Below are 17,994 nucleotides of genomic sequence, written 5' to 3' on the forward strand. Positions count from 1 at the left end.
CGTTATGAAGATTATTTACCTCTAGTTAGTCTACACTGGTTTAGACGACTGTGCGTTGCTCTCCTTACTTCCTTTTCTTGCGATAGCGGTACAATTAAGGCTCAGGCATATAAGCTTATTCGTTTCTAATATATGGAGATCAATTACCTCTCGGTGCTCGCGTGCGGAGTGTTCGCAATGGTGGCGGGGTTTCTCTGGTATGGTCCTCTCTTCGGGAAGGTGTGGCTTGGGGTGATCGGCGCTTCCGCGGATGATCTCGCCCGCCGCGCAGAGATGCAGAAGAGGGCGATGCCACTCTACCTCGTGCAATTCCTCCTGGTGCTCTTCCAGGCATACGTACTCGCACATTTCGTGAAGGGCTGGACGGAGGCTACTGGCGTCGAGACTGCGCTGTGGATCTGGGTTGGCTTCATCATGCCGACGGTTGCCGCCGGATCGATGTGGAACAATGATTCCGCGCGCATCTCCTGGACGCGCTTCGCTCTCCAGGCTGGCTACCAGCTCATCTGTCTCGTTGCCTTCGGCTTCATCCTAGGCTATTGGCAGTAGTCGTATCCTCTGAGACGGCAGGGGGTTACAATGAGAACATGCTCCTCTCTGTCTTTCGGCATTGGCTTCCTTTCGCTCTCCTCATAGCTTTTGTAGCTTACTTTTCGTATGTGACGATGCAGCAGGCGTACCGGGATGCGGCGGATGACCCGCAGATACAGATGACGATTGACGCCGTGCGTGCACTCGAGGCTGGCCGTACACCCGCCATGGTAGCTTCTCCTGAGGAGCCGATTGATATCTCACTCTCGCTTGCTCCCTTTCTTGCAGTGTTTGATGAGCGAGGAAGATTGCTCTCTTCCACCGGAGATCTCCATCGTGAAGACATTCGGTTGCCCGCAGGAACCTTTGATTACGCACGAGAGCACGGAGAGCATCGCTTCACCTGGCAGCCGGAGCCTGGTGTGCGCCAGGCGGTAGTGCTCGCGCGTTATGAGAGAGGGGGAGTGAAGGGCTTCGTGCTTGCAGGCCGTTCGCTGCGCGAGACAGAGAAACGCATAGAGGGACTTACCAGGAATATCACTCTCGCTTCTTCTGCTGCTCTGCTCGCAAGTCTCATTCTGAGCTTCTTAGTCGTCTGGTCGCGCCGTTATTTTCCCGAGAAGTCTGGGATAAGAGGGTGACTTGCAGAAACCGATAGGAGCGGTACCCTTAAGGGGCATCTAAGGACAGGGCTTGATTCTCGAGCCCTTTCCTTACGGTGTTCCTCCTAAACTCGCCCCGGCGCGCGGCAGTTTCTCCTCTTCCCAGGGGAGAGCCACGCGCCGGGTTTTTCTTTCCTATTTGCCCATAAGGTCTATAATCAGTTATCGGGCAGCCAATCATTTCTTAATTTCTCTATGAAAAAGATATTTGCGTCCTTCGCAGCTCTGTCTCTCATTTTTTTGCCGCTCGCAGTGGAAGCCGCGAGCTTCCACTCGGGTGATAGCTACATCCTCGGGAAAGAGGAGGGTATCGGCGGCGATCTCTATGTCGCCGGGAACTCCATCTCCATCGAGGGCGCGGTAACAGGTGATGTCACCGGGGCGGGGAATGACATCTACTTCACCGGCAGCGCTTCGCAGGATCTCCAGGCTGCGGGAGATGCGCTCACCCTTGTCGGAAACGTGGGGGATGATGTGCGGGCCGCGGGCCGCGCCATCACCGTGGGAGGCTCGGTGAAGGGGGACGTGCTCCTGGCAGGAGCTAAGGTAACTATGCTCCCGAGCGTGCTCGTAGGAGGGGATGCCGCGATTGCTGCCAGTCAGGTGCTCCTCAGTGGCACCATACAGGGAGGGTTACGCGTACATGCGCAAGAGGTGACTATCGACGGTACGGTGAACGGCCCGGTATACATTTCTGCGGAGAAGGTGACGTTCGGTCCGCACGCCGTGCTCTCCGGAGCGGTGACCTATCGATCCTCCAAGGCAGCCACTATCGTCACTGGGGCTACGCTCTCCGGAGCGGTGACACACGATTCCATCGCTCCGCGTGAGAGCGTGTCCTCTCCTCTCTACTGGGCCAAGACAGTTGGCCTGTGGTTCGTGTTGAAGCTTCTCATGATTTTCCTCGGTTGTTTGCTCATGAGTTTCTACTACCAGCGCGCGGTGAAGGGGTTGGGCGAGCGCTTCTTCGATGGCTTCATCATGAATGTGATGCTCGGGTTCGCCTTCCTGGTAGCGACTCCATTCGCGGCTGTCTTCCTCATGACGACCGTCGTCGGTCTTCTCGTCGGCATACTGGTGATGCTGGTGTACGGCGCCATGCTCATCATCAATACTCTCTACCTGCCGGCACTCGTAGGTGGGGAGATATACCGTTATTTCAAGAGGGAAACAGAGATGAAAGTATCCGTGTGGACCATCGTCATAGGTACTATCGCTCTTGTGATACTCGCGCTTATCCCGGTCGTCGGCTGGATAGCGGCGTTCGTTCTCATGCTCGGTACGCTCGGAGCGGGTGTCCGCTTCAAGTGGAGCGAGCTCAAGAGTTATCGCTAGTCATTCTTACCACATGAATTCTCGAGCACTTACCCTCATCGCCATCCTTCTCTTGATCGCGGGCGGCCTCTATTACTTCGTCATGCGTACGCCGGAGGGCGCAGCCACTCCGGTAGCTACGTCGACTCCCTCCGGTACCTCTTCTGGCGGCAGCTCTACCTCTACCCCTTCGAATGATCCGGTGACGCTCTGCGTGGCGGGCGGCGGCACCTGGAACGCGGAGGTGAACGAGTGTGTCCTTCCGCTCATCATGGTGGCTTCGCCTTCGGCGGGGGATCTGGTCACTTCTCCACTTACTGTCACCGGCACAGCGCGTGGCTACTGGTACTTCGAAGCGTCCTTTCCCATCAAGGTCACCGACTCTTCTGGCAAGGTCCTCTCGGAGCACTACGCTGAAGCGCAGAGCGACTGGATGACTGAGGAATACGTCCCTTTCAAAGGTACGATCTCCTTCAAGGCTCCTGTCGGAGGCGATGGTAAGGGATTCATCGTCTTTGAGAAAGACAATCCGTCTGGTCTCCCGGAGAACGATGCGTCGGTGAAGGTTCCTGTCCGCTTTAGGTAATATGATAGAGGTCATCCCAGCAAAGCGGAGATTCTCGGAGGATCTCGGCTGGCTTAAGACAGCGTGGCTCTTCTCCTTCAGCCACTATTACGATCCGAAGAATCTAGAATTCGGTGCGCTCCGCGTGTTCAACGATGATGTGGTGATGCCGGGTGGCGGTTTCCCGGATCATGGGCATGCGAACTTCGAGATTGTGACCATAGTCCTCGAAGGAGAGATCGCGCATAAGGACAGCATGGGGAACGAGACGGTGGTGAAGGCGGGAGAGATACAGCGCATGTCCGCGGGCCGCGGCGTAGTGCACTCGGAATTCAATAGGAGTACCGCACCAGTCCATCTGTATCAGCTGTGGTTTCATCCGAGAACGCAGAATCTCACGCCGAGCTACGCACAGGCAGAAGTGCTTCCGCAGGAAGCGGGAGCCGCCCTCTCTCCGCTCGTCTCGGGTCTTGAAGCGGCTCCGCTCTCTCTGTCTGCGGACGCTTCCATCTCTATGGGTTACCTCAAGAAGAGAACGAAGATGGCGCTGTCGCTCGAGTCTGTCGAAGGAATATTCTGTTACCTTGAGAAGGGGAGGCTTCGTGTCGGAAATGAGCTCCTCTTGCCGGGAGATCAGGCTCGCGTACGCGAAGAGAAAGAGATCCAGCTTGAGGCGGTGGAAGAAGTTAGATTCCTCCTCATCCGCACGAATTTATAAAAGTAATTTATTTTTCTATGTCATATCACGCGAATGCCATCAAGATCGCCGAAGAGAATGAGAATTTTCGAAGAGTGATTTCGACCGGGGAGAAGAGCCAGTTGGTGGTGATGAGTGTTCCTCCGGGTGGGGATGTCGGTGAGGAGACCCATGAGCATGTGGAACAGACGCTGCTTTTTGTCTCAGGTAGCGGCAAGGCAAAGCTCAATGATGACTCTTATGAAGTGAGTGCTGGAGATGTGGTGAGGGTCACTCCTGGTGTGCGGCATAATTTCATAAACACGGGAACGGAACCCCTCAAGATCTTCACGGTCTATGCTCCGCCGAATCATATCGATGGAAGAGTGCATGCGACCAAGGAGGATGCAGAGAAGGATGTGGAAGATGAGGAGTTCGGGCATCAAGTAGCCTAGATTTTGCCTGCATTTCTCTAAGACAGGGCTCTGGTATCATGGGTCCATGGAACCCCTGGCTTCGAGGATAAGACCTAAGAATCTGGACGAATTCGTAGGCCAGCAGCATCTCGTGGGCCCAGGGAAACCGCTGCGGAAAGCTATCGAGGAGAAGCATCTCTTCTCTTTCATCCTGTGGGGGCCGCCGGGTGTCGGTAAGACTACGCTCGCGCGCATCTATGCACAGGCGCATGGTCTCCCATTCCACGAACTCTCCGCAGTCTCTGCGGGGAAGGACGATCTGCGCAAGGTGCTCTCAGGAAGAGCTCCAGGCCAGACGGCTGTCGTCTTCCTTGATGAGATACACCGTTTCAATAAAGCGCAGCAGGATTTCCTGCTGCCGTACGTAGAGAGCGGTGCCATTGTGCTCATCGGCTCTACTACGGAGAATCCGAGCTTCGAGGTGATCGGAGCACTCCTCTCTAGAAGTCGTGTGTTTGTATTGAAAGAGCTCACCGAAGAAGAACTCGGAGAGATCGTCAGCCGCTCGGGCATCAAGCTCGACAAGAAAGCCAAAGAGCTTCTTGTCGCACTCGCGAACGGCGATGCACGCCAAGCGCTCACGCTCCTCGAGAACACCAAGAATATTTATGGAAAAGTAACGGCAGAGACCCTTAAGGAAGCGGCCCAAGCCAAGGTGCTCCGCTACGACAAGGGAGCAGAAGAGCACTACAACACCATCAGTGCGTATATAAAGAGCATGCGCGCTTCGCAGCCGGACGCAGCGCTCTACTATCTCGCACGTATGATCGATGCAGGGGAAGATCCCAAGTTCATCGCACGCAGAATGGTCATCTTCGCTTCCGAAGATATCGGGCAGGCCTTGCCGACCGCGCTCGTGGTGGCTAACGAAGTCTTTCGCGCGGTAGAGACGATCGGGCTTCCGGAGGCCGCCATCAATCTGGCGCATGGCACGGTCTACCTCTCTGTGGCTCCCAAGGATAAGTCGGCGTACGAAGCCTACTTCCGGGCGCTCGCGGATGTGCAGAAGCTCGGGAACTTGCCAATACCGCTCGTGGTGCGGAATGCGTCGACCAATCTCATGAAGGAACTCGAGTACGGCAAAGGCTACGAGCGGTATAGCAAAGAAGACTATCTACCGGAGAAGCTCAAGGGGACTAAGTACTACCGGCCTAAAGGGGAGGCTGCCAAGAAGCCTAAGAAGAAACCCTAACCGATACGGTGGGGATAAGTAGGCGTTATTTCCAGACGGATGAGTGTCGAGGCTGTATAATGGTTGGAACGTAGCGTAAGTACGCGCTGCTGCCTCATACGTGAATCACATTGTCCGAGACATCCTCGCCTCCGCAATCGTCCTCTCTTTTTTGGCACTCTCGATATCCGCGGAAGCCCTGACGCTCTCCGCGGCGCCTGGTACACCCACTTCTACGCTCACCACCTACATCAATGGCGCGGATCGTGCCAATTTTCCTATTACCGTCCCGCTTGAGACTGCTACCACCGGAGCGGTCGAAGGGGATACGCTGGAGCTTTTCGTAAATGGCGCCCGCTTTCCGATTCCGGTCACGGGGGTGCTCTCTGCAAGCGATATCTCTGCTGATCAGCGCACCTTCACTTTGTCGCTCACGTTCGCCAATAACCTGAGCAACGGCGTTAAGAATTTCACTGCAGCCCTCTCCTCGAACGGTATTACCTACAGTTCTTCGAGCCCCGCGCTCACGCTTACGCTCGACACGAGCGCCCCCACGCTCTCGCCGGTATCCGTGGTGTCGAATAATACGGTCACTACGAAAGCCACCACGGGAAATGTAGTAACGCTCTCCTTTACGGCGAGCGAGGGTCTACGTACCCCCACGGTAACACTCGCTGGGCGTTCAGTGACTCCTGCGGGAGGTCCTCTTTCTTGGACGGCTTCCACCACCATGCTCTCGACAGACGGGGATGGGATCATTCCCTTTAGCATCTCCTATGCCGACCTCGCTGGTAACGTGGGTACCACCATCTCTTCGGTACGTGGCGGGGGACAGAATGTGGTGTTTGATCGTACTGCGCCGGTCATCTCCTCGGCGACGAATATTGTGACGTCTGCTACGACGGTGGATGGGACTAGTGTGAGCTTCGCTCCGACGGCGGTCGACGGTATCGAAGGCAGCCGTCCGGTCTCGTGCAACTTCGCTTCCGGGTATCTCTTCGCGATCGGCACGACCACAGTCTCTTGTACCTCAGCCGACTCTCTCGGTAACTCTGCTTCCGCCTCTTTCACGGTGGCGGTGCGTACGTTCATGCCGCTCTCTGCAAGCACAGCTCTGACTTCCGGAGCGCAGCAGGCAGTGACCGACGAGCATACTCTCTCTGCTTCCACCATCTCGGTGCCGAGCGATGCAGATACGCCCACGCTTAATTTCAGTCCGATCCTTACTAGGAACTCCGGTGTCCCGAGCGTCTCTCTGGGCGGCGCGATTACTGTCTCTGCGCAGAGAGGTTCGGACGTGTTCTCCCTCCTTTTTCCTTCGAACCTCACCATCACCGGGCCCTCCTCCTGGAACGGGGTGTTCAAGCTACCGACTCTTAAGGCGAGCAATAGCGTGACCGTCACGCCGTCTTCCGGCAATACGGCAAATAATGGATCGGTCATCGAAGTGGGTTCGGAGAGCACTCCTCTCACGCTCGATCGCGCGATCCGGCTGCTCATCCCACGCGCATGGAGCGAGTTCCTGGGGAAGAGTAGTGGCGGCGTCTTCGGGAAGATCAGTGCTATCTGTAACGCGGATGATCAGGACTCCGCGGATGCCCAGCTGTCTGCGGACGGCGACTGTCGTACCTCCGTCGGGATGGATATCGTGCTCTGGACCAAGCGCCCCGGCTCCTACGTGGTGTACAGCGAGACGCCCATCGCCTCCTCTCAGAGCCCCGCTGGAGGTGGTGGTGGAGGGGGAGGTGGCGGGGGAACCCTGATCGCACAGGTCACTGAAACTGGCTCTGTGAATCGCAATGTCTCACCCCAGACTGTTTCGGATCCTGCGCTGGTGCGTCCTGCGGATATCCAGAGGGACGGCGCTATCGACATCCTGGACTTCAATTCCTTGATGGTCGGCTGGGGCACTACCTCTCCTTCCGATCCCGCGGATACCAACGGAGATGGACAGGTAGATATTCTAGATTTCAATACCCTCATGGTATATTGGGGCAGCACGTATCAACTATTATGAGCATGTATAAAGCGCTTTCGACTCTCGCGATCCTGCTCGGTATAGTTCTCCTTCCTTCCACTACGGAAGCAAGTTCCTTTGTTCTCGAGAACAAGACGATAACGGTGGAGGCTGGTAAGACATTCACTCTACCGGTCACGGTGGCACCAGGGGCGGGTGAGAAGCTCTACACCGCCAAGCTCGCACTCGACTTTTCGCCAGAGATGCTCGAAGTCGTCTCCTTCACTTTTAAGCCATCTTGGCTCTCCGTCTCCCAGCCTGGCTATGACTCTGTCGACAATCCGAGAGGTGAGATGATAAAGACTGCAGGATTCCCCAAGGGGTTCTCTTCTTCTGTTTCCTTCGGCACAGTGACCTTCCGCGCCAAGAGCGTCGGGGAGGACGTCATCAGCGTTGGCCCTCGTTCTCTCATCCTCGATGCTACTAATAAGGATACGTTGACTTCCCGAGAGCAGGCGCGAGTCACTGTCAGGGCAGCATCCTCTCTCCCGCAGTCTGCTCCTGCGAAGCCTGCGGAAGACCCGAACCTCTTCGATATAAGTCATTCTCCTGAGATACAGACGGCAGGCGTGGGGCTCGTGTCCCGGGTCGCTCCAGGTGAGTTCCTCACGTTTTCAGTAAAGCTGCTCAATTTTGGTAACAAGAACAAGGTCGATGTGGGGCTCTCTTACAACGTCACAGACTCAGAAGGGAAGGTAATCTACCACGCGGAAGAGACGGTGGCGGTCGAGACTACCGCGAGCTTCGTGAAGACCATCCAGATCCCGTATGAGACGAAGCCTGGTCGCTACGTGGTGAGGAGCTTCATCACCTACAAGGATCAAGTCGCTCCTGCGCAGACCGAATTTCCCTTCACTGTGGAGGACAAGGTCCTCGGTCTCTTCCTGAGCGACTTCACTCTCTATGGAGGCACTACGGTTACTCTCAGTATTCTCTCGGTCCTGGGCTACACCCTGTTCCGCCGGTATAAGAAGGAGACTCGGTTCGCGCCGTTCGCATACGCCAATGTCCCTAGCGATGTTCGCATCTTCTATGAGATCCTCAGCGACACCATCATGGGCATGCGTCAGAGAGTAGGGGATGATGCGCTCTTCGTCGCCTCTCAGATCGAAGGATTGAAGATAGATATCTCTACTGGCAGGGTGCTCTCCGTAGGGGAGAATCCTTCCAAAATCATCGCCTCTCTCGTATACGAATACGAGAAGCTTCTCGGCAAGAAGGTGTCCTTCTCGCTCCGTCCGGAGTCGATAGCTGCATAAAGCGGAATTTTATGAAAAAGAAAAAGACCATCCTCATAGTGGAAGACGATGACAACATACGCGATCTGGTGGTAATCGCCCTTACGCCCAAAGGGCACACCTTGCTCCAGGCGAAGAACGGTGCGGAAGGAGTGGAGCTCGCCCTTGCGAATCATCCTGATCTCATCCTGCTTGATCTCATGATGCCGGTGATGGATGGTATGACAGCTTTCAAGAAGATCCGCGAAGACGCTTGGGGCAAGAACGTACCGGTCATCATCATGACCAACCTCAGCGCCACGGAAGACAAGCTGGTAGCGGACATGGTGGCCAACAAGCCCCTCCATTACCTCATTAAGTCTGACTGGGAGATTCCGGACGTGATCAAGAAGATCGAAGCCGCCCTAGGTCTCTGATACCTGGTTACCCACAGGAAGTTCTCTTTCGGAAGGGTATACTGGAGCCATGGCGGTGCGCTTACGTGCCCGCACCCTTTTTCGTGAAAAGATTCATTTTCCGCAGTCTAACCACTTCTCTACTCGCTGCCTCTTTCGTACTCGCTTCGCTCCCTGCAGAGGCCCTGACGCTCTCCGAAGCTCCTGGTACGCCGACCTCTCCGCTCACGACGTATATCAACGGGGCAGACCGGGCAAGTTTCTCTGTCACCGTTCCTCTCTCTACCAGTACGACCGGCGCTGTGGCGGGAGACACGCTCGAACTCTACGTGAACGGAGTTTCCTTTCCTTCTCCTGTGACCGCGGTGCTCTCGAGTAATGATGTGGATGTCACAGGTTCTCATACCTTCACTCTTGCTCTGACTTTCGCCAACAACCTGAGTAACGGGGTGAAGAATTTCACCGCAGCTCTCTCTTCTGATGGGGTGAGTACGAGTACGGCGAGTCTCGTCCCCCTTACACTTACTCTAGATACGGCGGCGCCGACGCTCTCGCCAGTGTCTCTCTCTTCAGACGATGCGACCACCACCGTCGCGAATGTTGGAAATGTGGTCACGCTTTCCTTTACTTCGAACGAAAGTATCGCTGCACCCACCGTGACGCTTGCGGGGCGTTCGGCGACCGCTATCGGAGGACCTACCTCCTGGTCCGCTTCGACCACGATGATTTCTGCGGATACCGACGGAAGCATTCCGTTCAGTATCGCTTTTGCCGACCTCGCGGGTAACGTGGGTACCACCGTCTCTACTGTCCGTGGTGGGGGACAGAACGTTACCTTTGACCATACGCCGCCGGTGCTGGTGATGTCTGACATAGTCACTGCTGCCTCCTCTTCCGCTGGAACTATCGTTCAGTTCCCAGCGCTTGCGGCCGATGCAATCGGGGGGAATAAGGCGATCGTGTGCGACCGTCTCTCGGGTTCCGTCTTTGCGATCGGTACGACGACGGTGAGCTGTACGGCGAGCGATGCTCTCAATAACTCGACGTCCACCTCCTTTACTGTTTTGGTCCGTAGCTTCACCTCTCTTTCTACTAATACCTCTCTGTATGCGGGAGCGCAGCAGGTGGTAGTGAACGCCACGACCTCGGCTACCTCTACTGTCTCTATACCTGTTGATGCAACGAGCCCTACGTTGAATCTTGCAGCGCTGCTCTCTACTACGAGTGATAGCGCGAGCGTGAGCCTAGGTGGCGCGCTTGCTGTGGAGGCGGTGAGGGGCGGCAATACGATCGCGGTCGCATTTCCTGCGGGGCTCACGGTCACCGGCCCTTCTTCCTGGAACGGTGTGCTCAATCTGCCCACGGTGAAGGCGAGCGATAGTGTCACGGTTACACCTACCGCTAATTACCGGGCGAGCGTGGGGCAGGTCATAGAGATAGGCGCTGGTGACGTTGCGCTGACGCTCGATCGTGCCGTACGCATCCTCATTCCTGGTGCTTGGCAGGCGTTCCTTGGCTGGAGCCGTAACGGAACCTTCGGCGCGATCACTACGGTCTGTAACGCTGACAATCAAGGTGTTGTAGATGCACAACTTTCTGCCGGAGCAGATTGTCGCGTCAACATCGGCCAGGATACGGCTATATGGACTAAGCACTTCAGTTCCTTCTTCCCTTATGGAGAGACGCCCATCTCCTCTGTGTCTTCCGGAGGAAATGGCGGTGGAGGAGGGGGAGGTGGCGGTGGCTTCATATCCGCCCAGACATCAGTGTCTGTTCAAACCGCACCTGCAACCCCTTCTCTTTCTGTAGAGCCTGTGGGTGCTGTTCTCGGTGCCTCGACCTATCGCTTCTCTACGACGCTCAAGAAAGGTTCGCGCGGTACGGCAGTGAAGGAGCTGCAGAAGATCCTCAAGGAAGAAGGCCTTTTCGATGAAGAGATCACTGGTCTCTTTGGAAACGTGACTCTACAGGCGGTTAAAGCGTATCAGAAGAAGAACAAGCTTGAGGCGGTAGGCGAAGTGGGGCCGGCTACGCGCAAGCTTCTCAATGCGCGCGCCACTTCCTCCCCAGCGCAATCGACAGATGCCCTTCGTGCGCAGATAGATCAGCTTCTCCTTTTGGTAAAGGCGCTCCAGGCGCAGATGAAGACGGCGGGTAATTAATCTCTCATGCACCGAACCCTCAGGACCTTGGCACGTTTCTTTATTCCTTCGAAAGGGAATCGCTATAAGCCGAGGTTCTTTACTGCGCGCCCGGTGGGTCTGATACTCGCCGTCCTGGTGCTCCTGGAGCTCGGAGTGCTCGCACAAGGAATGCTCCTTACGAGGAGCGATCGATATCTCACCAGCGTGCTCCCGGGGGCGCTCGCTGCTTTCTCGAATGAGGCCCGCAGCGAAGCCGCGCTTCCTGCGCTGCGCCCTGACGCACATCTTGCGAAGGCCGCCTTGCTCAAGGCGGAGGACATGGCCTCTCGCGGGTATTTCTCCCACCAGACCCCAGAGGGGCAGGAGCCCTGGATATTCTTGGAGAAAGCTGGGTATGACTATTCCTACGCTGGTGAGAACTTAGCGGTGAACTTTTCTGATTCCCAGGACGTCACTGATGCGTGGCTCCTCTCTCCGACGCATCGCGCCAATCTTTTGAACGCGGATTTCTCCGAAGTCGGCTTCGGCGTCGCCACCGGCACCTACCAGGGCAGGGAAGCAGTCTTTGTGGTGCAGTTCCTCGCGGCTCCTGCTGGCGCTGATGTTCCTGTGCAGCCGGCGATGGAAGTGCTTCCTGCGGAGGTCTCCGTAGGAGAGAGCGGAGTGTCGGAGGTGAAGGCCTACGTCACCAGCCAGTCTTCTCTCTCGGGTCGCATCCTTTCTTCTCCTCGATCCCTTGCAAGTACGGTGAACCTCATCTTGCTCGCGTTCATCGCCTGTCTCTTTGCTCTCGCTATGGTACTCAAGCTCCGTGCACAGCAGAGGGAGGCCTGGAGCAACGGCCTTCTAGCCATAAGCGCTCTCGCTGGTCTCATCCTCCTCCAGGGAGGCCTCTTCCCTGGAGAGGTATTCCTGCCGGAGAGTGCAGCGAGCGTTTCGCTCAGCGTCCCTCGGTAAACGAAAACTCCCTCGCCTAGGCGAGGGAGTTTTCGTTGCGAGAGTTAACGGATTTTCTTGGTGCTCGTGGCGATGCGGGTCTCTTTGATTTTCTGCTGCACTGCTTTACGTTCGGTCTGGAGCTTGTCGATGGCTGCTTTTTTGGCGACACGCTCCGCGGCGATGTCTTTCTTGATGGCGTCGGTTTTTGCTTTGGCCTCCTTGCGGATAGCTGTGATTTTTGCAGCGTACTCCTCGCGTAAGATCTTGATCTTGTCCTGAAGCTCTTTCTGGAGGACTTGGATCTGCCGTTCTGCGGCGACGGTTGGGCTTGAAGAAGCGGTCTCTGTCTGGGCATGAGCAACACCAGCGATCATGAAGGTGACAAAGAGGACTCCTGCTAAGTATTTAGTCATAGATTGAAATAACAACTTAATCTCATCTTCTGCAAAAAAAGTATATCACGCGGTCGAATCCCTGCACCTTAAGAAATCCCAGTAAATACGTGATAGCAATCCAGGAATTTCCCTGCGATCTGCTTCGAAGCCTCGGTCTCGGAAATCTCTTTCTTGTGGAGTGAGAGGATGGTATCCCAGAAGATGCTGCGTCCTACGGCGAATCCGATCATGCCGGGGATAGAGCGCGCCGCAGCGAGCCACTCCTTGGCGATGGGGAGATCCTCGCCGCGACCGAGGACGATGACTCCCACCTCGGAGCGCCCATCCGCGCGCGCCGCAGCCACGATGCGTTCATAGCCGGAACGATCTGGCATACCCTCCACCTTCCAGATGTCCGGCTCGACGCCGTGCCGATAGAAATCCGCAATGAGCTGCTCCAAGGCGTTTGCGCGCTCCCTAGGTTCGACGGGGGTCAGAGGCTCGAGGAGGAATCCTATGCCTTCGTTACGGCAGAATACGGAGAGTTCGCGGAGCTTGAGGATGTCCTCGAGGAGATGGTCGCTGCCGGCGGGATTCCAGCGCACCAGCGCCTTGGCAAAGGTGGGACGTACGCGCTTGAGGTGCTCGCGGAATTCTTCGCCGTAGGCGAATTCGAATTCATCTCCTTTTCCGCCGCTCTTCTCCGCGCTCGCTGCGGTGATGATGCCGCGCGACTTGGCATCCTTCAATATGGAGAGACCATACTCCTCATCCACGAGGATGGCGCCTTCTCCAGAGGGAATGCCGCGCTCAAGCGCTATGAGGAACCCTTTGTAGATGATTTCCTTGTAATGGCTGATGGTCTGACGTTCTTCGGGAGAGAGGTCGGTAGAGCCGAAGAGGTTTTTTGCCAGGAACGTCCGATGATCGAACGGGAGCATGTAAAGGGGCTTCTGATATCCAAGCATAGGGAGGAAGATTATACCCTTAGTATAGTATCTTTGACGATTCCGCTCTAGGAGTCTGTCGGAAGCCTTCCTGCTATAATTCCTCGCATGAATCCCTCCAGACGACCTTCGCCTCCATCGAAAGCATCTGTTACTTCCTGGGGCAGCGTGGCGGAGTGGTATGACGAACTCCTCGAAGGGGACAAGGACAGCTATCAGCAGCAGGTCATACTGCCGAACCTCTTACGGCTCTTGGCCCCGAAAGCAGGAGAGAAGGTGCTCGACGTCGCTTGCGGCTCAGGTTTCTTCGCGCGTGCTGCAGCCTCTCTCGGCGCCCAAGTGATCGCTTCCGACGTGAGCGCGGAGCTCATTAAGATTGCCAAGGAGAAACCTACGACCAACATCCGCTACTATGCGTCTCCCGCGCATAAGCAGCCCTTCCTTGAAGCAGGGAGTACCGATAAGGCGATGATCGTGCTCGCACTCCAGAATATCAAGGAGATTCGTGAGACCCTGAAGGAGGTTGCTCGCGTGCTGAAGCCGTTCGGTTCGCTCCTCATTGTTCTCAATCACCCGTCTTTCCGCATACCCAAGGAGAGTGCCTGGGGGTACGATGAAGAGAAGAAGACGCAGTACCGACGTATCGACCGCTACCTCTCCGAGATCTCTTCAGAGATAGAGATGCATCCAGGGAAGCCGGGTAGTGCGCGGACGCTCTCGTTCCATCGTCCGCTCCAGCTCTATTTCAAGGAACTGCGTGCCGCAGGGTTCTCGGTGACGCACCTCGAAGAGTGGATCTCGCATAAGAAGAGCCAGAAAGGCCCGCGACAGAAAGCTGAGGACCAGGCGCGCAAGGAGATACCTCTTTTCATGTGCCTCGCTGCGCAAAAGACCCTCTCGTAGGGCTTTCCTATCTGCCCTCGGGGGCAAGTGCTAGACTTTGCCCATGAAGAAGGTGGCAATATTCGATATCGACGGGACCCTCTTTCGCTCCAGTCTCCTCATTGAGCTCGTGGACATATTGGTAGAGCGCGGCGCTTTCCCGCAGGATGCGCCGAAGGCGTACGCCAAGGACAAGGAGCGCTGGCAGAACCGCCAGGGCTCGTATGAGAATTACATAAACAAGACGGTGAAGGTGTTCATGGAGAATATCAAAGGCGTCTCCTACGAAGATTTCAGCTCTGCTACGGAGATCGTCTCGAAGCGATACAAGCATCGCTTGTATCGCTACACCCGTGCCCTCTTGAAGCGCCTCAAGAAGCAGGGGTACTTCCTCCTCGCTATCTCTCAGTCCCCTAAGGGCGTACTCGATCCGTTCGGGAAGGCCTTAGGCTTCGACAAGATCTACGGACGTCTCTACGAGCTCGGGCCATCAGAGCGCTTCACTGGCGTGATCACTGATCTGCATCTCATCAGTAACAAGGCCAATATCGTGAAGCGTGCGATACAGAAGGAAGGACTTACCCTCGAGGGTTCCATAGGAGTAGGGGACACGGACGGCGACATCTCTTTCTTGGAGATGGTGGAAACACCTATTTGTTTCAATCCGAACAAGGGGTTGTATAAGCACGCGAGGCGGAATGGCTGGAAGGTGGTAGTGGAGCGGAAGGATGTCATCTATGAGATTCCTACAGGGAAGAAGGGATAAGAAGGTTTTGCTCTCTACTTAAATAAGTGGTATAATAGTGGGTAGCTCTTTGCTGAATGATCGCTCCGTCGCGCAAGCGTCGGGGAGGAAAGTCCGAACACGGGCCTGCGCGCAAGCGCGGGCAGAAGGGTAGCAGGTAACGCCTGTCTGCTGCGAGGCACGAGATGCGAACAGTGACGCTCCTACCGAAAGGGAAGAGCATCCTCTATCAGTAATGATTAGGGATGAACCTTTGTGGCAACACAGAGGGTGCAACGGCTAAATTCTTACTTCCGTGCAAGGCCGTGCCGCGCGCAAGCGCGGAGTGCCGCTTGAGCTTAAGGGTGACCTTAGGCCCAGATAAATGATCGTTCAATCCTTGTCGCAAGACAGGGAGGGACAGAACTCGGCTTATAGGCAAAGAGCGCCAAATATGAAAACGCCCCGCTTTACTGCGGGGCGTTTTCTGTGTGGCTATAGGGTTGGGGGATAGGAGGCGGTTCTGTATAATGAAAGCCATATCAGTAACGTTCAATCCATGACTACCCGCGTATCCGTAAACAGCGGCTCCCTCCTCCAGAACCTCGAGGCGACCGGTATCCTGGCTCTCATCGGCTTGGTCTTCCTCCTCCCTCTCTGGTTCCTGCCGACCTCCTTCTTCCCAGTTCTCTTCAGTAAGACCTTGCTTGCGGGGCTAGTGGCCTTCCTTCTTGCTGGGATCTTCGTCCTCGGGAGGCTCAAGGCGGGTTCGGTCCTCTTGCCGCGTTCAGTCATGGTGATCGCGGCCCTTCTTTTACCGGCTGCCTACGCCCTCTCTGCACTTTTTTCGGACTCTCCGGCCGCTTCTTTTCTCGGGCAGATGATTGAGATTGATACGGTATTCTTCGTGGTCATCGCTTCACTCCTCCTCCTCTTAACCGGCTTCTTGGTGCGTACACAGCAGGCGGTCTTCAATATGGCGGCCGCGCTCCTCGGCGCCTTCCTTCTCCTGAGCGTGTATCAGCTCTTTCATCTTTTGATAAGTCCTTCCGTGCTCTCCTTCGGTATTTTCACTGGGATAAGCGCGACGCCGCTCGGTTCCTGGGTGGATATCGGCGCCTTTGCGGGCCTAGCTGCGCTTCTCGTGCTCATCACGCTCGAGCTTTTGCCGGTAGAGAAGACCACTCGCGTCATCCTCTATGTGGCCCTGGCGCTCGCCACAATATTTCTTGTCGTCGTTAACACGGTCGCCGTCTGGTATGTGCTTGCTTCTTCCGCTACCCTGCTCGCACTCTACCGCCTCTCTCAGGCTCCCAAGGGCGTGGCCTATCATCCTCGCCATATTCCGTTCCGTCTTGCTGCAGCGGTGGTCATCTCGATATTCTTCATCTTCTTCGGTCCGGCGGTGAATGCTCGCATCTCCCAAACGCTCGGAGTCAGTGAGATTGAAGCTCGTCCTTCTTGGCAGGGAACCTATGCGATTGGCAAGGAGACCGTATCGAGCCAGACGCTCTTTGGTATTGGCCCGAACCAGTTTGACCGTGCGTGGAATCTTTATCGTCCGCAGGCGGTGAACGTCACTCCTTTCTGGGGTGTGGATTTTGCCATGGGCATCGGCGTGGTGCCGACGGCGCTCGTGACTACGGGCCTCGTGGGTTTCCTCGCGTGGCTCTTCCTGCTCGGCTCCATCGTCTGGGAGGGGTATCGGGTGATGCGCGCACCGAGAGCTGACGCCTTCGTTCACTACCTCACGGTCCTTACCTTGGGAGCGGCGCTCTACTTCGTTCAGCTCTTCGTCATGCACGTGCCGACACCAGGCATGTATCTCCTTGGCTTCATCTTCTTCGGGCTCTTCTTAGCGCATCTCCGCAACCGCGAAGCGATTACGGAGAAAGAGGTCCTCTTCAGCGGAAACCCAATACTCAGTTTCGGATTCATCTCCCTCTTCATTGTCCTCCTTGTCGGTTCCGTCGCGGGGCTCTACTTCCTCGCAGGGAAAGGCGCAGGCGTTGCTTTCTTCAATCGCGGGGCGACCGTGTACGCAGAGACGCAGGATATAGATAAGGCTGAAGCCTTGGTTGCCCGCGCGAATCGCGTGGACGAGAATGACTCTTATTATCGAGCTCTCTCGCAGCTCCGCCTCGTCCGCCTGGGGAACCTGCTGAACCAGTCTTCGACGCTTCCGCAGGAGCAGGTGCGCGCAGAGTTCCAGACGCTTCTCCGGGATGCGATCGCCTATGCTCAAGCTGCTGTAGCCTATGATCAGTATGAGTATCTTAATCACATCGCGCTCGCGCAGGCCTATGAGTCGGTGGTTCCGCTCAAGATCTCGAATGCGTATGAGAACGCTCTCTCGACCTACATCACCGCGCAGTCCTTTGCTCCCAAGAGTCCGGCTCTTCCGCTCGCTCTCGCTCGTTTGGAACTTCTAAATGACAAGCCTGAGCTCGCGGGTAAATACATCGAGGCTGCCTTCGCCTTGAAGCCCGATTACACTGAGGCCGCTTTCCTCAGCTCCCAGATCGCCGTAGCCCTGGGTGACGTGAAGGGTGCTATCGCTTCTGCTGAGAAGACCGTGACGCTTGCTCCGAATGAGCCAGTGGCTTATTTCCAGCTTGGTCTCCTCTACTACAACGAGCGCCGCTATGCGGACGCCATCGCTGCCTTCGAACGCGCGGTGGGGCTCCAGGGAGCCTATGCGAACGCGCGCTACTTCCTCGGCCTCTCCTACGCTTCAGTGGGGAAGAGCCCGGACGCTATCCAGCAGTTCGAAGCCATCCAGGTGACCAATCCGGATAACAAGGAGGTGAAGGCGATCCTTGAGAACCTGCGTGCAGGACGTCCGCCTCTCGCTGGCGCCGCTACGGAAGAGAAGAATGTGCCCGAGAAGCGTCCGCAGCTTCCGGTCTCGGACAAGAAACAGGAACCGTCTTTCTAAG

17 protein-coding genes and 1 other RNA gene are annotated in these 17,994 nt (G+C 56.2%); 16 read left to right on the top strand and 2 right to left on the bottom strand.

Going from position 1 to position 17,994, the window contains the following annotated elements:
• Positions 1–132: 132 nt before the first annotated feature.
• From K8Q93_01985 to K8Q93_02040, 12 genes are all read left to right on the top strand, one after another.
• Positions 133–549 (top strand): DUF1761 domain-containing protein, encoded by a 417-nt coding sequence (locus K8Q93_01985; GenBank protein MCE9643993.1) that lies wholly within the window; start codon positions 133–135, stop codon positions 547–549.
• Entirely contained in the window at positions 540–1,172 is a 633-nt protein-coding gene (locus tag K8Q93_01990) for a hypothetical protein (GenBank protein ID MCE9643994.1), read from the top strand. Before K8Q93_01985 ends, K8Q93_01990 begins: the two co-directional genes overlap by 10 nt.
• A 216-nt stretch (positions 1,173–1,388) precedes the next feature.
• Entirely contained in the window at positions 1,389–2,528 is a 1,140-nt protein-coding gene (locus K8Q93_01995) for a polymer-forming cytoskeletal protein (protein ID MCE9643995.1), read from the top strand.
• A gap of 13 nt (positions 2,529–2,541) precedes the next feature.
• Positions 2,542–3,093: a Gmad2 immunoglobulin-like domain-containing protein gene (locus K8Q93_02000; GenBank protein ID MCE9643996.1), complete on the top strand. Its 552-nt coding sequence runs from the start codon at positions 2,542–2,544 to the stop codon at positions 3,091–3,093.
• 1 nt (position 3,094) lies between these two features.
• A complete protein-coding gene (locus K8Q93_02005) occupies positions 3,095–3,790 on the top strand; it encodes a pirin family protein (protein ID MCE9643997.1) in 696 nt (231 codons plus the stop codon).
• A 17-nt stretch (positions 3,791–3,807) separates the two neighbouring features.
• On the top strand, positions 3,808–4,203 hold the full coding sequence (locus K8Q93_02010; protein MCE9643998.1) for a cupin domain-containing protein: 396 nt from the start codon (positions 3,808–3,810) through the stop codon (positions 4,201–4,203).
• 46 nt (positions 4,204–4,249) lie between these two features.
• Complete coding sequence (locus K8Q93_02015; GenBank protein MCE9643999.1) at positions 4,250–5,416, top strand: replication-associated recombination protein A; 1,167 nt, start codon at positions 4,250–4,252, stop codon at positions 5,414–5,416.
• Positions 5,417–5,516: 100 nt separating this feature from the next.
• Entirely contained in the window at positions 5,517–7,412 is a 1,896-nt protein-coding gene (locus tag K8Q93_02020) for an HYR domain-containing protein (GenBank protein MCE9644000.1), read from the top strand.
• Between the two features lie 2 nt (positions 7,413–7,414).
• Positions 7,415–8,671, top strand: coding sequence for a cohesin domain-containing protein (locus K8Q93_02025; protein MCE9644001.1), 1,257 nt, complete (start codon positions 7,415–7,417; stop codon positions 8,669–8,671).
• Between the two features lie 11 nt (positions 8,672–8,682).
• A complete protein-coding gene (locus tag K8Q93_02030; protein ID MCE9644002.1) occupies positions 8,683–9,066 on the top strand; it encodes a response regulator in 384 nt (127 codons plus the stop codon).
• Between the two features lie 83 nt (positions 9,067–9,149).
• A complete protein-coding gene (locus K8Q93_02035; GenBank protein ID MCE9644003.1) occupies positions 9,150–11,207 on the top strand; it encodes a peptidoglycan-binding protein in 2,058 nt (685 codons plus the stop codon).
• Between the two features lie 6 nt (positions 11,208–11,213).
• The gene (locus K8Q93_02040) at positions 11,214–12,146 is read left to right on the top strand and encodes a CAP domain-containing protein (GenBank protein ID MCE9644004.1); all 933 of its coding nucleotides are present in this window, start codon (positions 11,214–11,216) and stop codon (positions 12,144–12,146) included.
• 44 nt (positions 12,147–12,190) lie between these two features.
• Here K8Q93_02040 and K8Q93_02045 read toward each other — a convergent pair whose 3' ends face one another.
• Together K8Q93_02045 and K8Q93_02050 are read right to left on the bottom strand one after the other, a co-directional pair.
• Complete coding sequence (locus K8Q93_02045; protein ID MCE9644005.1) at positions 12,191–12,541, bottom strand: hypothetical protein; 351 nt, start codon at positions 12,539–12,541, stop codon at positions 12,191–12,193.
• A 68-nt stretch (positions 12,542–12,609) separates the two neighbouring features.
• Positions 12,610–13,470 carry a DUF2090 domain-containing protein gene (locus tag K8Q93_02050; protein ID MCE9644006.1) on the bottom strand — a complete coding sequence of 287 codons (861 nt, stop codon included), beginning with the start codon at positions 13,468–13,470 and terminating at the stop codon, positions 12,610–12,612.
• Between the two features lie 87 nt (positions 13,471–13,557).
• On the opposite strand from K8Q93_02050, the gene K8Q93_02055 reads away from it, so the two are divergent.
• The 4 genes from K8Q93_02055 (at position 13,558) to K8Q93_02070 (ending at position 17,993) form a co-directional block, all read left to right on the top strand.
• Positions 13,558–14,352, top strand: coding sequence for a methyltransferase domain-containing protein (locus K8Q93_02055; protein ID MCE9644007.1), 795 nt, complete (start codon positions 13,558–13,560; stop codon positions 14,350–14,352).
• Positions 14,353–14,395: 43 nt separating this feature from the next.
• The gene (locus K8Q93_02060; protein MCE9644008.1) at positions 14,396–15,097 is read left to right on the top strand and encodes an HAD-IB family hydrolase; all 702 of its coding nucleotides are present in this window, start codon (positions 14,396–14,398) and stop codon (positions 15,095–15,097) included.
• Between the two features lie 44 nt (positions 15,098–15,141).
• An RNA gene (gene rnpB / locus K8Q93_02065) (RNase P RNA component class A) lies at positions 15,142–15,506 on the top strand.
• Positions 15,507–15,614: 108 nt separating this feature from the next.
• Positions 15,615–17,993: a tetratricopeptide repeat protein gene (locus tag K8Q93_02070; protein MCE9644009.1), complete on the top strand. Its 2,379-nt coding sequence runs from the start codon at positions 15,615–15,617 to the stop codon at positions 17,991–17,993.
• Position 17,994: the final 1 nt, after the last annotated feature.

This window comes from Candidatus Parcubacteria bacterium (assembly GCA_021414235.1).
Classification (GTDB): Bacteria; Patescibacteriota; Minisyncoccia; order Phycocordibacterales; family JAKFXT01; genus JAIOOV01.

Coding starts and splice junctions, on each gene's coding strand:
- K8Q93_01985 (MCE9643993.1), top strand. CDS start 133: ATGGAGATCAATTACCTCTCGGTGCTCGCGTGCGGAGTGTTCGCAATG.
- K8Q93_01995 (MCE9643995.1), top strand. CDS start 1,389: ATGAAAAAGATATTTGCGTCCTTCGCAGCTCTGTCTCTCATTTTTTTG.
- K8Q93_02000 (MCE9643996.1), top strand. CDS start 2,542: ATGAATTCTCGAGCACTTACCCTCATCGCCATCCTTCTCTTGATCGCG.
- K8Q93_02005 (MCE9643997.1), top strand. CDS start 3,095: ATGATAGAGGTCATCCCAGCAAAGCGGAGATTCTCGGAGGATCTCGGC.
- K8Q93_02010 (MCE9643998.1), top strand. CDS start 3,808: ATGTCATATCACGCGAATGCCATCAAGATCGCCGAAGAGAATGAGAAT.
- K8Q93_02015 (MCE9643999.1), top strand. CDS start 4,250: ATGGAACCCCTGGCTTCGAGGATAAGACCTAAGAATCTGGACGAATTC.
- K8Q93_02025 (MCE9644001.1), top strand. CDS start 7,415: ATGTATAAAGCGCTTTCGACTCTCGCGATCCTGCTCGGTATAGTTCTC.
- K8Q93_02030 (MCE9644002.1), top strand. CDS start 8,683: ATGAAAAAGAAAAAGACCATCCTCATAGTGGAAGACGATGACAACATA.
- K8Q93_02040 (MCE9644004.1), top strand. CDS start 11,214: ATGCACCGAACCCTCAGGACCTTGGCACGTTTCTTTATTCCTTCGAAA.
- K8Q93_02045 (MCE9644005.1), bottom strand. CDS start 12,541: ATGACTAAATACTTAGCAGGAGTCCTCTTTGTCACCTTCATGATCGCT.
- K8Q93_02050 (MCE9644006.1), bottom strand. CDS start 13,470: ATGCTTGGATATCAGAAGCCCCTTTACATGCTCCCGTTCGATCATCGG.
- K8Q93_02055 (MCE9644007.1), top strand. CDS start 13,558: ATGAATCCCTCCAGACGACCTTCGCCTCCATCGAAAGCATCTGTTACT.
- K8Q93_02060 (MCE9644008.1), top strand. CDS start 14,396: ATGAAGAAGGTGGCAATATTCGATATCGACGGGACCCTCTTTCGCTCC.
- K8Q93_02070 (MCE9644009.1), top strand. CDS start 15,615: ATGACTACCCGCGTATCCGTAAACAGCGGCTCCCTCCTCCAGAACCTC.